Here is a 15251-nt window from a genome sequence, read left to right as displayed (position 1 = left end):
GGAGCCGAGGCATCCTATTGAGTAGATCAGGCCTGGTACATCGTTTCTCAGGATAGCGTAGTCGAGGACTTCTTTTCCACCCATTGTCTCAATGGACAGGAAGTCTGCTCCGCCTTCTGCAACCGCTTCGAAGGATTCCATAAGCAGGTCGTACTTTGGACCGATCAGTGCAAGGTAGTCGCGCTCTTCACGGATGTCACCGGGGGTGTGCCTGAGACCGCACTTTATGCCGTACTCTTCGTTGTATTCTTCCAGAATGGTCTTCTGAACGTGAGCGATCTCGCCTCCCCATGATGGGTTGTTGGTCATCTGCTGCACGTGTTCTGTCTCGAGTGAGATAGATGGGAAACCGATCTGTACTGCCCTTGCAAGGATGTCAGTTGTGAGCCTGCGGTATTCGGAAATGAGTTTCTCCTTGGACTGTCCGGCCTCTGGCCTTGGTGCATAGTTAACCTCGGCTGTAACATAGCCGGCACCGACTTCCAGACCTAACTTTGCCTTTACAGGGTGCTTTGCGTTACCGAAGAGCATGTCGTCGGCCTTGCTGTATGCCATTTCAGTGTATCTTTTTACTGTCATTATTGTCACCTCATTTAGTGCATGTGGAAGTGTTCCTTCAGCTGCTTCAAGCTCTTTCCAGCGAGGATCATGTCTGCCATCTGTGGGGCATTTGCGGCTTCCTCACCATAGACACCAAGCTCATATGTGACTACGAAGTCCTGGTTCACAGCTCCGCCACCACACTGGAATGGTACCTTTATGCCAGCTTCAAGGAGCCTGTCATTTACTTCCTTAAAGGCATACATTGTTGTTGTCATAAGTGCTGTACCTGTGAGCATCATTGGCTTCTCTTTCTTCACAGCTGCAATGACCTCATCTACTGGAACATCACGGCCAAGGTCTACTACCTCATAACCAGCTGCTCTTAACAGGGCTGCAACGATGGTCTTACCAATGTCGTGAACGTCACCCTCTGCAACGTGGCAGACGATCTTGCCCTTTGGAGTTGGGGCTGAACCGGATTTCTCTTTACAGAATTCGATACCTGCAAGCATTGCATCAGCAGACATCATGACGTTTGGCAGGAAAATTACACCCTGGTCATACAGGTCTGTGACGATCTTCATGCCTGGCATCAGTACATCGTCAATCAACTTGATTGCGTTTGCACCGGAAGCAACTGCTTTCTTGAGGCCTTCGACGACGTCGTCCTCTTCACCCTCGAATATTGCCTTAGAAATTGATTTGGCTGGCTCAGCTTTGGGGTATTTCTCAGCTGCCATTTCCTCAGGTGTCTGTGCTTTCTCCTTCTGCACATTGTACCTAATTAGTATTTTACTGGGGTCTAAATCCATTTATTTACCTCCTTATTGTTTCATGTTGCACGCATAAATGCACGCAACTTAAACATGTGGCAGTCAGATAACAGTCCGCTATAGTTGTAATGAAAACTCCTCTCATACAACTAACATTTTATACCTGTTCTCCTTCTTACCACACAAACAAGTACAATTACTCCAGATATAAGTATTGCGGTTAAAGCCCTTTTTGCTATCATATTTCAAATTAATATACCTGATAATTTAAATAAAAATCTAGTTTTAAAATTAAAATAATATTTTGAATTTGTTTAATGTAAATACGCTTTAAAGGAGCTCATATACAGATATACGTAGATAATAAATTTTTTTTTTGTATTATAAGGCTTTAAAATACTTTTTTGCTAAAAAAAAGTATTATAATTCCTTTTTTTGCATCCTAACAAATTTAATTAATTATAAATATATATAGGATATTGATCAAACCGGGTTTAATTGTACGCACAGTAACAAAAAAAGGAGTTCTTTGTAAATTGATTTTGCTAACAATACTCTAAATAATAGGAGTTAGAGATCTAATTTTAACTATGCAACAGCACTTTAACCAAAAGAAATATATAGTGCATTTATTTGTGTAGTTTTGCAGGAAAACAATCGCACAAAACAAATCATAAAGCTTAAATACATACAGTTTTTCTGTAAAGTGAAAACATAGAAATAGTAAAAAAGATGTTACAAGCTTTGAACTGTTGTCATTCGAACATCATAAGCTCAAAGGAACGTGATGCTGATGCTTGTCGCTTTTTTTGCGGACATCTATGCCTTTTAATGCAAATGCCTCGACAACACTGGAATCAACTATTTCTGTCAAAGCCATTTTATCAATATTGGAAACTGCAGACAATATCTTGAACCTGGGCACCTCGGCATTTGAACTTATGATCTCCATGCTCGGTTCCTCGTAATGGGCAGTAATGTTCATTTTCACGGTCTCAGTACCATTTTCAAGGAACATCTTAATGTGACCCACGAACTCAGGACTGTGTTCCAGAACCCTGGATTTGATCAATCCCATTGTTTCTTGTACAACTGTCCTGGCAACATCCGGAAGTATATTCCCGCCATCCACAAAGAACTCAGTTGCATAACTGCTGATCCCCGAAGCTTCTATGGAATCCATGCTCTCATCAACTGACTGTTCCCCTTCCATGGCCTTCAGTTCCGGACTAATGGTTCGAAGCTCGCCTGCAATCTTCCCGGCTGTATCTTCTTCCAAGATCAGTCTGATAAAATTGTACCAATGTTCATCCTGCAGCTTTGTAGAAAGCTGGATAACACTTGCCTTTGGATTTAGCTGCTGAACCGAGGCCTCTACAATAGGTATCTGACGTGGCTCCATAAGGTCGACCTTATTGATCCCCAAAACCTCAGCATCAATGATCTGCCTCATAGAGAAATGTTTTACCTCCTTCATGAGCTGTTTGAACCTGCTGCCATCTATGAGCGTGACCAACGGTGCAACTACCGTTCCTCTCAGATCCATCAGATTTATCTCATTTTTGATCACCTGGGGGAAAGCGATACCAGTTGGTTCAATTAACAAAATGTCCGGCTGAAAATCCTTCATGAGCAGAGAGATAGTGGTCTTCATGTTCACCTTAAGACTGCAACAGATGCAGCCACTGGTAAGTTCAGTGGTATCCAACCCATATTTTGAAATAACATCTCCATCGATCCCGATCTCACCGATCTCGTTTACGATGATAGCGACCTTTTTACCCTGCGCGCTGAGTTCTGTACCAAGTCTTATGATTGTAGAGGTCTTGCCACTGCCCAGAAATCCACCTATAACTATAACTCTCATTGGAATACCATCCATAAAAAGGAAAAATAGAGGATCATATCTCCATTACCTTCAGGTTCTTCCACTGGAATTTATCCGGCGGGCATGCCCTGATGCACCTCTTGCAATTCGAGCCATCACACAGGTCAGATCGTATCATCACAACGCCTTCATCGTCTATGGAAATAGCATCAGTTGGACATACCTTGATACACTTCTGGCACTCCGGGCAGTCCACTTTCATTGTGAGATAAGTGCCCACCTGTTCAAGCACTTCAAGACCTTCCTCTCCCAATACAGGAATATCTCTCTGCACACGCCTGTCCACTTTGACCGTCTTTGAAGCCTCTTCTATGATAGGCAAGCCTTTTTTCTTGAGTATCTTCTGGAGCATCTTGAAGGGCATGCCTTCGGTCCAGTAGGATATTTCCTGGATATATGCGTCCTTGAATGCCGGGTCTGTTGCGAACATCACATGATTGCTCAGGATCTTCCTTGCGATGTCCTGCAGCTCCCACAGCCTATCCTCTGAAAGCAATATCTCTCTGGCAACAGAAAGTGAAGTGTTACCGATCTGTATCACTTCGTCCACGTTAAAGGGTACCATGCCTACATGATGAGCCTTAACAGCATCCATATATGTTCCTGCGGCACCGGACATGTATGCTTTGCGTATATCGCTTACTTCGATACCTGCAGCCTTACAGAGAGCAAGGTGGCCAGCACGAAGAGCGCCCATGGCAAGTCCTGCTTCGCTCACATCCTGCTCAAAGAACTTTACCTTGTCCTGCAAATGCAGGATGTGGTCAGGAGTATTGATCTTGGGCAGTTGTATTACCCCGTTCTTCATACCAGCATCAACGACCGCTATAACACCGGTTCCTGTTATACCCTTGGCTTTGAGCGGATGATCTTCAACAACCTCGCCATTCTTTGGGTCTACGAGTTTTGCTTTTGTAGTGTTCATTTCTTCGTCAAGCACATAGTTTCTGAGATTACCATTCTCGAACTCCACATCAGATATCACAAAGGGAGAAGCAAGCTTTCCATGCGCTATCTGCTGACCTTCAAGCGCCGGGCCTGCTGCAGCAGAACCAGTGTAGATGGTACCATTAACGATCAGAGCCATCTCAGCATTAGTTCCATAGTCAGTAGCTATGGCAATATCTGTGGTTTCCAGGAAACCGGATTTAATGATGAGAGCAAGAGCATCCGCACCTATTTCATGCTTTATGGCCGGAGGGATCCTCAAAGTTGCATTCGGATAGACCTCAAGACCAGGTACATCACTGCAATTTAAGATAGCTGCATCTCTTTTTTGCTCTTTGATGTTCAGTTTTTCCTTTTTCCTTTCACCGGCGTATGCAAGGTCATCAATGGGTATACCCTGGAAAATAGACAACTGAATAGGGTTACCGCAAATAGCCAACCGTTCGAGTTCCTCTGGTTTGATCCCAAGCTGCTCGATGACCTTCCTTACGGCATTCACATGAAGCCCGTGCGCAAGATCCTGGCCATAATTAATGGCAAAATCCAGATGGTCCATGATGTTAGCGCCTGGAAGAGGATTTCTCAGGGTAATAACTGTCTTTTTTATTTCCCCTGAATCAAGATCGACCTTCTGTGCACGGATCCCGCTGGTCCCAATATCTACTGCAACACCTACTCTCATTTTTATTCCTCTGGATACGTGTTCTTAATAAATGATGTATCTTCTCTTAGAGAACTATATATTCTTTTACATCACATCCTACAAAAAGCATGTGGGTTAGTTCATTCTGCACGAGAAGAAAATGATACTACTGTCAAATAATGTCAGTAGCTGCATACTTTAATATAGTATTAATCCTGAGCCCACTTAGTTACATGATTAAGAACTTAGTTCTTTTCAATTAGCTTGGACCCCTTATCAGTGAGCACATATTGCACGGTTCCAAAACCAGAGGGGCATGCATTGCATGAAGAGCATGGACCACATTCCTGAGAAATAGCATTATCTGCCTTTCTGATATAGCCCATCTGTTCCAGTGTCCTGATCCTGTCTTTTAACTGTTGTCCAGACATACCCATGATACCAGCAGTTTCGTTCAGTGACATCCTTTCAACAAACATATGCCTTAATATCTCAGAGATCATGTAAATTTCCTGGTTTACTTGTTCATGGCCCTGAACTCTTTTCTCCATATAAGGTATCCGCATAATGGCAGTATCCCGAGATATATTGCAGGCCGAAGATCATATAAAAGATCCCAGCCGTTAGTTTCCGGACCATTCAGCAAAAATGAATCCATCCAGTTACCAGCCATCACAAGCACGTAAACTGTTGCAAATAGTAGTGAGATCAGTATGCCTACATATATATAAGCAATGCCTTCGTTCAATCCGGTTCTTAGTTCCGTCAGACCATAAATGAAGATACTGCCAATAAGCACCAGTATTAAACTACCTATCAGATCCGAAGGTGCAAAGAATATCCCAATAAGACCATTTTCAAAGGAAATGACCGGAAACAGACCCAGCATAGTGGATAAACTGAAAACGAACTGGATACTGCCTGCCAGCAGATACAGGAAGCCGGCAAGGAATGCGAAAAACATCTTTTCTTTTGATCGGCTCGAATATTGTTCCATAGACATCCCTCAATAAAGCAGCTTTCCTCCCTGGAACACTACAAAGGCCAATAGCCAGGCAACCACTAATCCATAAGCTACGGAAAAAGCAGTCCATTTCCATGAGCCAGTCTCTTTTTTGATGATCCCCACGACTGCCACACAGGGCATATACAGCAGACTGAAAACCATCAGGCTCAGTGCTGTGATACTATACATGTTCGGATCAGCAAGCAAGCTGTCTGTCAGGGCAAAATGGTCATCACCAACCCCATATAGAACCCCAAGAGATGCCACGACTATCTCCTTGGCCACGAATCCGAATAACAGGGATACAGAGATCTTCCAGTCAAAGCCAAGAGGACCAAGAAGAGGCTGAATGGCATGTCCTATAATGCCTATGAAACTGACCTCGCTGCCATATTCAACTCCCCATGGCAAGGCAGCCAGCAGCCATATAACTACAGAACCCCCCAGGATTATAGTTCCGGCTTTTCTAATGTACATCGAACCGTTGTCCCACATATGACGTATACTGTTCTTTAAAGTTGGGACCCTGTATGGCGGAAGCTCCAGGATGAATGGGGCCGGATGACCTTTAAGAGTGGTAGTGCGCAATAACTTTGCAGAAGCCACAGCTACGAGTATACCCAGCAGATATATACAGAAGATAACAGTACCGGCATTTTTACTGAAGAAAGTACCTGCAAACAGTATATAGATAGGCAACCTTGCCCCGCAGGAAATGAAAGGGACCACCATGATGGTAGCCATACGGTCCATTCTGTCCTCTATGCTGCGAGTTGCCATAATAGCAGGTACATTGCATCCAAAGCCAAGTAGCATGGGAATAAAGGACTTGCCCTGCAATCCGATCTTGTACATGACCCTGTCCACAATAAAAGCTGCTCTGGCCAGATAGCCACTATCCTCAAGCATAGAAAGCAGGAAGAAAAGGATGAAGATGTTAGGTATGAACGAGAACACTGATCCCACACCTCCGATAATACCTTCTCCCACCAACGATGCAAGCCAATCCGGATGAATGTGAACTGCTGCCATTTCTCCCAGCCATATAAAGATCATTTCAATAATGGTCATAAAGGGATTGGCAAAACTGAAAGTAAGCTCAAAGGCACCCCACATAAGAGCCAGGAATATAGGAATACCCAGATACTTATTGGTCATAACACGGTCGATCATATCCGAAGTTGTCATGCGCGTCATACAGCGTTCGCACATCTGGGGGAACATGGCACTTATGATCTCATACCTTTTGTCTGCCATAAGAGCTTCATATACTTCAATGTCCAGGCTTGAAAGGATGCTTTTAATCTCTTGAGCTATACCACTTCCGGCGATCTTACGCAGGATGTTCTCATCTCCGTCCAAGAGCCTTACAGCCAGCCACCTCAGAGGATATCTTGAGGCAAGTTCCTTGTCCTGAGAAAGCACCTTCTCTACCTCTATTATCCTCGATTCGATCTCATCGCCATAACCTATTTCCCGTGCATGATGGTTTTCCTTTTGCTTTTCAGCTATCACCGTGTCCAGAAGTTCAGATATACCTACGTTATCGCTTGCGATGGTGCGGACTACAGGCATTGCAAGGATCTTCTCCATTTTCTCTACATGTAGTTTGTCTCCTCTTTCTTCTGCGAGATCATACATATTAAGAGCAATGATCATCTTTGAACCAAGTTCCATGAGCTGCGTGGTCAGATACAGGTTTCTCTCGATATTGGTAGCATCCACTATCTGTACAACCACATCGGGCTTTTCATCAACAATGAAGTCCCTGGCTACAACCTCATCCAGAGAATAAGCAGTAAGGCTGTAAGTTCCGGGAAGGTCTATGACCTCTATTTCATATCCTTTGTAGATCTTAAGACCGCTTTTCTTTTCAACTGTCACACCCGGCCAGTTTCCCACATGCTGCCTGGAACCGGTGATCACATTGAAAAGAGTGGTCTTGCCCACATTAGGATTACCTGTAAGGGCAACTCTTATCCTGTTATCTGCCATTGTTTCCCCACCATACATCGATAGAAACGCACAAAAAGGCGTTATCCGGCCTCGTTATAAAATATCCTGCTTTAACGATATTATGCAATGGTCTCTACCACAATGTTCACAGCTTCTTGCTTTCTCATGGACAGACTGTAACCTTTGATACGGAACTCGATAGGATCACCCAAAGGTGCAGTTCTTACCACTTCTATTTCTGAACCTGGGACCATTCCCATGTCCATAAGCTTCCTTCTTACCGTACCTTTGGCAAGAACTTTGATTATTCTTGCCTTTATCCCTGGTCGAAGATCGTTAAGTGTACATTCCACCATTATATTTCCCTTTTTTACAAAGCCTATTTTTGAGCATTAAACATGATTTTATATATATAGCAATTTCGGATTAGCTAATTTGTTTAAGCACACAAAAATCATTACAAATGAGTAGATATCTATAGAAGGCAAGAACAAAGAGTAGGCCTTAACATCTCATTTCTGGGCTACCTTGTGCTCTTTTCCATGAACCGGGCACTCGCCCCTGGAAGAAAGGGTGCAGTCTATATTTTCACCGGTCTCATAGAAGTATTTAAAGTGATCAAGGCATAAAGGCAATTCCTGATTGAAGTTCATATATTCCACGAACTTTGTGAGCCTGTCGAAGGTTTGAGGAGTAAGTATGTGCTCTATCCTGCATGCGTCATGGTTTGCTATTTCTTCATCAAGGCCGATGATCAGCAGGAAATCCCGGATAGTGCTATGCTTTTCCATTGTTTTCTTTGCTATCCTTTCTCCCTCAGCGGTGAGTGTGACACCACCATACTTCTCATAATTGATGTACCCCATTTTAGTAAGCTTCTTGAACATACCGGTGACACTGGGGGAACTGAGATCCAGTTCTCTGGACACATCTTTTACCTGAGCATAACCTTTCTTTTCGATTATTTTCTCAATTGCCTTCAAATAGTCTTCAGTTCTTTCAGTGGTCATGTGGCATTACCTTGCCTAGATAAGCTAATAACATTTGGAATGAGAGTTACATTACTATTTAAGTGTAGCGATTTGTTTATATACTGACAAAAAAGCAGGATATATTTACCGGAGAAAGATCGATGGTGCACATTTTCCAGAAGCATTTATTAAAGCTCACTGGAAACGAAACCGAGGATCAGCCGTTCAGATACTTTTCAAGCCTGTCCATACCTTCTGCAATATTTTCGATACTATTGGCATACGAAAATCGTAGATAACCTTCAGCCCCATCACCAAAATCAATTCCTGGGGTCACAGCAACTCCTGCTTCTTCCAGGATCCTCCAGCTGAGTTCCAGTGAACTTGCCCCATACTGCCTCGCATCTGCCAATATATAATAGGCACCCATAGGCGGTGCTCTTACATTCAGTCCTATTTTTTTTATCCTCTCGAGCATATAACGCCTGCGTTCGTCATAGGTCCTGACCATCTCAAAAACCTGATCCTGCGGACCGCTGAGCGCAGCCACACCAGCATGCTGTACAAAAGAGTTGGTAGATATGAAGAAGTTCTGCTGTATCTTCTGCAAAGTACGCACATACTGTTTTGGGGCGATCAAATACCCTAATCGCCATCCTGTCATAGCATACAGTTTTGAAAAACCATTGAGAACAAAAGCATTATCTGTATACTCAAGGATCGTATGGTCCTCACCCTCATAGACAAGTCCCTGGTAGATCTCATCAGATATAATAGGCACATCTGCAGCGATCGCTGCCAGCTCCATAAGCTGCTTTGCAGTCATCACCTGCCCCGTAGGATTGCAAGGAGAATTGACAAGTATGGCCTTTGTCTTGGGATTTATGGCATTGCACACTTCAGATGGCTCCAGGATGAACCCTTCCTCTTCTTTTGTATAGATGAAATGAGGTCTGGCCTGCAGCGCCCTGACAAAGTTGGGATAACATGCATAATGAGGGTTCGACATGATTACCTCGTCCCCCCGCTCTAACAGAGCTATGAAGAGCGACAACAGACCTGGACTTGTTCCCGAGGTCACAATGATCTGTCCGGGATCAATGTCCAGCCCGAATTTCCTGTTATAATTGTCAGCTATGGCCTTGCGCAGTTGAGGGATACCCTGGCTGTGAGTATATTTGGTTTCACCTGCGCACATAGCTACAGAAGCAGCCTCACATATATGTGGGGCCGTGGGAAGATCAGGCTCCCCTATTTCCAGATGTACGATGTGCCTCCCGGCTCTATCCAGTTCCTGTGCCCTCTCCAGTATCTCCATTACATGAAACGGAGGCAAATCGATCACATTGCAGGACAACATGACGTAAAATATGACTTCATGCACTTAAAATGTATGGATTAGGATATGCAAAAAAGAAAATAAGATAAAATAAATGAAAATGAGAATAAAAAAAGGTAGACAGGGATTATTTCTTTTCCCTGGCATAGGCAACAATTGCGTCTTTGATACCCCACTTAAAGGCAATGACAACCGCCAGACCCCATGCAAGAGGACCGATGAACAGATAGAATATACCTGTATCTATAAGCATGGCATCCAGAGCCAGGAGCATGACCACCAGGGAGAGAATTCCTCTGAAGGCAGGGACCAGGATATCAGCATGCTCTACTGTCATGCCCTTCATTATATTAGCAATATAGTCAGCGAAGAAGTCAATAGCAAGCAAACCAATTATCAATATCAGCAAACCAACGAACAGATTTGGCAGATAATTGATCACATCCTGTACGAGATCCGCTATGATGGTCAGCTTAAGTATGTTCAGTGCAGCCAGTATGAATATAAGATATCCGAATACCCGGACAATGCCCGAAACTATGCTGGACGTCTTCATTCCACTTGCTGTGATAGTTGCCCCCATTGGCGTGCTCTCTACCTTATCATCAATCCCCGTAGCAATGAGGACATTGCGCACCAGATCCGCCAGGAAATCAACTATAAGAAGGCCTATCAATAATGTGATGATCGCAGCCAGGATAATTGGGATGTACAGAACTAACGAGGCAATGAAGTCTGCAACTACCTGGATATTAAGCAGGTCGATGATGATTATTGCAAATATCAGATAAATGAACCATCTGATGGCCACATCAAAGAAATCAACTATGTGTCCTCCAGTCCTTTTGATCATATCACCGATGATCGTTTTGTTTATAAGATCGTCAAGTCCTATCTTGTCCAGGAACTTCGCTCCGATCTTACCTACAGCCTTCCCAACTATAAGCCCTAGTATTAATAGTACTATTATAGCAACCAGTGTCGGGACAAAAGCAATGAATTGATCCGCTAGCCCGTATAAACTATCAAGTATTGGTGTTGATGCCATTTATACCACTCTCCAAATAATATAACAGTGAGCTGGAAGATAGATGTACTCTCACCAATATGTCTATCTAAACCCTCTCAATAAGTATTGTGTTTATACTTATATTTAAACGATTTGCCATTGTTTAAAAAATGTTACTCAGACAATTTGCAAAGATGGCAGTTTGCAATTATTTTCATATAAAAAATCCTTGTGAAGCAAGAGAATGATACATTTATCTGTAGGAAAAAAGAAACGTTTAAATAGAGAGCTTATGTGCCAATGAGTTCAAGTGACATAATAGAAGATCTGAGGTCCCTGCCTGTTATAAGGGGATATTATCTGGTAGTGGGTGGTGGTAAAATAGGTGCAAGCTTCTTGGAACATGCACGTAAGCATAGCCTTCCTCTTGTAATTGTGCTGGATAAGGATAGAAATGCTCCGGCCTCTTCCGGCACAGAGATCATAAAAGATGCAAGTGCTCTCTGTAAGCTGCTGGAAGGCAAATTAGCGTCCCCCCTTGAGAAAGAAAGCTCGGAGATGTATTTTTATTGTGCGGGACTCGATGTGGTCCCTTTTATCCTGTCCTTTGGCATACCTGAATATATCATACCTGCCATTCCCTGCCATATGGCCGCATATCTGATGAAAGAATATCTCAATTGCATGAACAGAGATGATCAGACTGTCACAGAGACATGTATTTTGCCTGAAGATGAAGATATGATGAAGTTATTTGATCAATTCACATCAAGATTTCCGGAAAATATCAGAGCTGGCCTTTATCCTGCACAGGGAATAGCTATGTTATCATACGCCAGACCTGGAGAGATGTGCCCGGATGGATGCCCTGGCCCAGAGAAGTTTTGTCCGAATTTCAGAAGAGAGAAGCCAAAGACAATAACAAATTATTTACGGGATATGTGCCCCTGGATCAAAGGCTGGGTTTTCGAAAGCTACCAGATGAAACCGGGTATCGGTGCAATGAAAGGTGCCGATATGAAACAGTATCTACTGGAAATGTTTGAATATACACATTCTTCGGATGCATATGAAGATAAGACCGAGGATATGATCGCAACAAACGAGATCTTTTTTATAGCTACTGCCTGCAACTGTCATGGCGTGGTGAACCTGTTCCGAATCTGTGCCCGGAATGGAACAACTGCAAAATTGAAATGGACATGTCATGAATTAATATAACATAGATGAAAGATCTTCGGAATTAAAAGTCTTCAGTCTTCTGAATACTTACTGCTGAGGACATGCACGCCACCATACTTTTTGTACATTTTTATTATGTTTATTTATCTCTTCTACTTAAATTATTTCCTTACTAAAATAAGTCCGGAAGTATGCAGGCCCATGATGTTAATTCTTAAGAAAGACTTAGCAGAAGATAGCATCCTAATAATATTTCCAAATGCCGTTATGACACCAATCTTCAATTACTATAGAAGTTTTTATCAGCGTATATATTTTAAAACTTTCCTCACATCTTTATCCAGCATAGAACCATTGAACTGGCTCTGGAGAAGAACTCAATTCCAAGATATAAAGCAGAAGAAATAATGCTCAAAGATAGCTGGGATTAAGCTGCTTAAAGAAAAACATAATATCTTGATAATATATTATGGGAAAACAAGTGACGAGAATATGCATGACCTATACAAATTATATGTACTGCTTGAAAGAACAGGTTACACTACAAGGATAACACGTTGGGAATATGTTCCTTCAGGAATAGAAGCCTCTAGGAATGATTCTCCTGACCCGAGTATTATAGCCATTGAGAAAGAGTTATCGCCGGAGCAACTGAAAGAGCAAAGCATAGACGCATTCTTGGAGGCGAAGAAAGATAACATATCAATTATAGCTTTTAATGTGCCTCCTCCTGGCTTTCCTGATGATTCTGAACCGTTGATAAGAAGGACGGAGCTGATAACACCACGTTCATTTGAAGAACTTGAAGAGATGGAGAGAGCAGGCTACAAAATAACTGATGTTCCCAATAACCTGGAAAGAATGGAAACACCCATTATTTCCGGGAACGATACAGCATGGAAATTGCCTTTGTACATAAACGGAAAAAAGGTCATGTATAAGCTGGAAAGCTTCCGCCTTTCCAGGATGCAGAACATCCGAACACTATTGGAGCTGGGACAGCCTGTCTGCGAATTCACTGCAGAAAGAACGTTGATATTCGATACTCTGGATGCCCTTGGAGGACACATGGAAGCTGAAAACTGAAATAAACTCTTGCGCGGGTATTTCAGATCCCCAGCACAAGGTCTTCAAATGCACATGCATTCTCCGGAGAAGACATAATATGTGGTCTCAGGACATCAATCCCTATGTTCATGGTGAGGGATGCTTCAAATATTTCCTGGAGATCTATATCCCCATGTTCGAAAAGGTCTCCTAGTACCTTCATCCCTTCAATGAAACCAAGCTCTATGACTTCCAGAGGGCTTATACCTGCATCCAGTGCCTCATAAGATACTTGCTTTGCGGTGCTGTTATCGTGTTCAATGATGGCCTTCTTTGCCTTCGCAATAAGGTTTGTGGCTTCTGTTTCAACTTGCATGATAATCATCAGGTGTTTCTCTTGTTTTTATCCCCTATACTTTGAAGGTTTCAGCCTTCAGATAACAAAATAACACGAGTCGATAAATAGATTATCAACTGTGAATATATGTTATGATGTAAAGTATATTGAATATATAGTAGCTCAGCTCAATTTGAGCCATATTTGCACCTTGCTTGGGTGCATTAATTAATATAATTTTATAAAACTAGCTGTATATATAATTTTGTATTTACTGATCATGAATACTGGCAATCTGGAAATGATAGAAAAATAATAAGCAAGAAACTAAAAAAATAAATGCACAATTGTATATAAATTCTGACAAGGAAAAGAAATAGCTTACTGTTACCGTCAATTTTCTTGAAGGTCCTTAATGATGCCAGAATTCTGAATCAAATAATTCCATGTAAAACGCTCTCTCACATCAAAGTTATTCTTACCCATGGAAGCGAGCAAAGAAGTATCACTAAACATTTCTGAGATCTTATCAGCGAGGTCTCTGGGATCTCTTGATTCGTACAGCACACAGTTATAGCCGGGGATCAGACAGGATTCCTTTCCGATAACATCAGCAACAATAATGGGTTTACCGGCGGCAATATACTCTTTTGTCTTTCTTGACGAAAAGAAGCCAGGATACCTTGAATGCGCATCCATCTTATCATAAGGCAAAATACAAATATCGAACTTGTGCATAATTGAAAATGCTTCTTTCTGTGGCCTGCGCCCTGCAAAGATCACATTATCATAAATCCTGTATTTTTCCATCAACTGGGAAGCATTAAAACCTTCACCCACTATGACAAACAAAACTTCAGGAATGTATTCAGCTGCCTGGCACATGTCCTCTACGTTCATGAAAGATTCCCAATTACCGACAAAACCCACGACCTTCTTGTAGCCCTTGAGATCAAATGTAGAGACATAATTATTTGCATCATCGATCTTCTGCACATCTATCCCGTTAGGGACCAAGATACACTTTTCTTTGTATTCCTGTATTTGAGCCTCAATACCTTCACTGACAACAATGATGCGATCACTGAACTTTAAAGTGGTCCTATCGATGTATTTGACAAAAAAACCTCTCAGATGTTTTCCCCGTTGAGATAATTCCAGATCATACTTCCCATGGAAATCAGAATATACCCTGACACCTATGAGTTTCAATAAGATCAACAACATAATTGAGTCGTATCCCCTCAATATTGCAAAATCCAGATGATGACGTATTGCAAACCTGAATGCAAAAAGTGTCAATTGAAGCCTGTAGAGCATTCCTTTCAATAAAGAAAAACTACCATCCATGCTTATGAAAGGTCGTACCTGGATCAAATTGTCCAGCTCAACCTCATTCTTATCATAGGACTGCATGATCAGATACATGTCCTGGAACTCTTTACTGAGTTCGGAAAATATATGCAAGGCCCTCGAAGACTGCACAACACTATACGAAGGCACAGTAGCCATCAATATAAAGCCTTTCTTAGATGTCATGGGAAACAACATTACAGAAGGTTAGAGTGACTTGATCGATACCCGATACTTTATGATCTATGATGATTGT

At 42.4% G+C, this 15251-nt stretch carries 15 protein-coding genes; 2 read left to right on the top strand and 13 right to left on the bottom strand.

Features of this window, described 5'->3' with window-relative positions; all coding sequences use genetic code 11:
- The 11 genes from A4E24_RS08525 to A4E24_RS08475 all read right to left on the bottom strand — a co-directional run.
- On the bottom strand, nt 1-579 hold a 579-nt coding region (locus A4E24_RS08525; protein ID WP_292352853.1), incomplete at its 3' end, for a methyltransferase MtaB domain-containing protein.
- A 14-nt stretch (nt 580-593) separates the two neighbouring features.
- Nucleotides 594-1355 (bottom strand): methanol--corrinoid protein MtaC, encoded by a 762-nt coding sequence (gene mtaC, locus A4E24_RS08520; RefSeq protein WP_292352852.1) that lies wholly within the window; start codon nt 1353-1355, stop codon nt 594-596.
- A 727-nt stretch (nt 1356-2082) separates the two neighbouring features.
- A complete protein-coding gene (locus tag A4E24_RS08515; protein ID WP_292352851.1) occupies nt 2083-3183 on the bottom strand; it encodes a GTP-binding protein in 1101 nt (366 codons plus the stop codon).
- A gap of 34 nt (nt 3184-3217) precedes the next feature.
- A complete protein-coding gene (locus A4E24_RS08510; RefSeq protein ID WP_292352850.1) occupies nt 3218-4834 on the bottom strand; it encodes a methylamine methyltransferase corrinoid protein reductive activase in 1617 nt (538 codons plus the stop codon).
- A gap of 206 nt (nt 4835-5040) precedes the next feature.
- The gene (locus A4E24_RS08505) at nt 5041-5298 is read right to left on the bottom strand and encodes a hypothetical protein (RefSeq protein WP_292352849.1); all 258 of its coding nucleotides are present in this window, start codon (nt 5296-5298) and stop codon (nt 5041-5043) included.
- Between the two features lie 14 nt (nt 5299-5312).
- Nucleotides 5313-5792 (bottom strand): hypothetical protein, encoded by a 480-nt coding sequence (locus A4E24_RS08500; RefSeq protein WP_292352848.1) that lies wholly within the window; start codon nt 5790-5792, stop codon nt 5313-5315.
- Between the two features lie 9 nt (nt 5793-5801).
- Nucleotides 5802-7796, bottom strand: coding sequence for a ferrous iron transport protein B (gene feoB / locus A4E24_RS08495; protein ID WP_292352847.1), 1995 nt, complete (start codon nt 7794-7796; stop codon nt 5802-5804).
- Nucleotides 7797-7876: 80 nt separating this feature from the next.
- Nucleotides 7877-8113: a ferrous iron transport protein A gene (locus A4E24_RS08490; RefSeq protein WP_292352846.1), complete on the bottom strand. Its 237-nt coding sequence runs from the start codon at nt 8111-8113 to the stop codon at nt 7877-7879.
- A 156-nt stretch (nt 8114-8269) separates the two neighbouring features.
- A complete protein-coding gene (locus A4E24_RS08485) occupies nt 8270-8767 on the bottom strand; it encodes a metal-dependent transcriptional regulator (protein ID WP_292352845.1) in 498 nt (165 codons plus the stop codon).
- Nucleotides 8768-8945: 178 nt separating this feature from the next.
- The gene (locus A4E24_RS08480) at nt 8946-10088 is read right to left on the bottom strand and encodes a pyridoxal phosphate-dependent aminotransferase (protein ID WP_292352844.1); all 1143 of its coding nucleotides are present in this window, start codon (nt 10086-10088) and stop codon (nt 8946-8948) included.
- A gap of 106 nt (nt 10089-10194) precedes the next feature.
- Nucleotides 10195-11115, bottom strand: coding sequence for a hypothetical protein (locus A4E24_RS08475; protein WP_292352843.1), 921 nt, complete (start codon nt 11113-11115; stop codon nt 10195-10197).
- Between the two features lie 261 nt (nt 11116-11376).
- Between A4E24_RS08475 and A4E24_RS08470 the strand changes: the two genes are divergently transcribed.
- Nucleotides 11377-12297: a hypothetical protein gene (locus A4E24_RS08470; protein WP_292352842.1), complete on the top strand. Its 921-nt coding sequence runs from the start codon at nt 11377-11379 to the stop codon at nt 12295-12297.
- A 453-nt stretch (nt 12298-12750) separates the two neighbouring features.
- Entirely contained in the window at nt 12751-13344 is a 594-nt protein-coding gene (locus A4E24_RS08465) for a hypothetical protein (protein ID WP_292352841.1), read from the top strand.
- Between the two features lie 22 nt (nt 13345-13366).
- Here the strand turns inward: A4E24_RS08465 and A4E24_RS08460 are convergent, their stop codons facing one another.
- Nucleotides 13367-13681 (bottom strand): B12-binding domain-containing protein, encoded by a 315-nt coding sequence (locus tag A4E24_RS08460; RefSeq protein ID WP_292352840.1) that lies wholly within the window; start codon nt 13679-13681, stop codon nt 13367-13369.
- Between the two features lie 354 nt (nt 13682-14035).
- Nucleotides 14036-15181: a glycosyltransferase family 4 protein gene (locus A4E24_RS08455; RefSeq protein WP_292352839.1), complete on the bottom strand. Its 1146-nt coding sequence runs from the start codon at nt 15179-15181 to the stop codon at nt 14036-14038.
- Nucleotides 15182-15251: the final 70 nt, after the last annotated feature.

It is taken from the genome of Methanomethylovorans sp. PtaU1.Bin093 (genome assembly GCF_002067275.1).
Taxonomy (GTDB): Archaea; Halobacteriota; Methanosarcinia; order Methanosarcinales; family Methanosarcinaceae; genus Methanomethylovorans.
Note: the sequence above shows the minus strand (reverse complement) of the source record. Positions and strands in the feature narration are given on the sequence as shown.

Excerpts from the sequence above, each read along its gene's own strand:
- mtaC (WP_292352852.1), bottom strand. The coding sequence starts at position 1,355 with ATGGATTTAGACCCCAGTAAAATACTAATTAGGTACAATGTGCAGAAG.
- A4E24_RS08515 (WP_292352851.1), bottom strand. The coding sequence starts at position 3,183 with ATGAGAGTTATAGTTATAGGTGGATTTCTGGGCAGTGGCAAGACCTCT.
- A4E24_RS08510 (WP_292352850.1), bottom strand. The coding sequence starts at position 4,834 with ATGAGAGTAGGTGTTGCAGTAGATATTGGGACCAGCGGGATCCGTGCA.
- A4E24_RS08505 (WP_292352849.1), bottom strand. The coding sequence starts at position 5,298 with ATGATCTCTGAGATATTAAGGCATATGTTTGTTGAAAGGATGTCACTG.
- A4E24_RS08500 (WP_292352848.1), bottom strand. The coding sequence starts at position 5,792 with ATGGAACAATATTCGAGCCGATCAAAAGAAAAGATGTTTTTCGCATTC.
- feoB (WP_292352847.1), bottom strand. The coding sequence starts at position 7,796 with ATGGCAGATAACAGGATAAGAGTTGCCCTTACAGGTAATCCTAATGTG.
- A4E24_RS08490 (WP_292352846.1), bottom strand. The coding sequence starts at position 8,113 with ATGGTGGAATGTACACTTAACGATCTTCGACCAGGGATAAAGGCAAGA.
- A4E24_RS08485 (WP_292352845.1), bottom strand. The coding sequence starts at position 8,767 with ATGACCACTGAAAGAACTGAAGACTATTTGAAGGCAATTGAGAAAATA.
- A4E24_RS08480 (WP_292352844.1), bottom strand. The coding sequence starts at position 10,088 with ATGTTGTCCTGCAATGTGATCGATTTGCCTCCGTTTCATGTAATGGAG.
- A4E24_RS08475 (WP_292352843.1), bottom strand. The coding sequence starts at position 11,115 with ATGGCATCAACACCAATACTTGATAGTTTATACGGGCTAGCGGATCAA.
- A4E24_RS08470 (WP_292352842.1), top strand. The coding sequence starts at position 11,377 with ATGAGTTCAAGTGACATAATAGAAGATCTGAGGTCCCTGCCTGTTATA.
- A4E24_RS08465 (WP_292352841.1), top strand. The coding sequence starts at position 12,751 with ATGCATGACCTATACAAATTATATGTACTGCTTGAAAGAACAGGTTAC.
- A4E24_RS08460 (WP_292352840.1), bottom strand. The coding sequence starts at position 13,681 with ATGCAAGTTGAAACAGAAGCCACAAACCTTATTGCGAAGGCAAAGAAG.
- A4E24_RS08455 (WP_292352839.1), bottom strand. The coding sequence starts at position 15,181 with ATGACATCTAAGAAAGGCTTTATATTGATGGCTACTGTGCCTTCGTAT.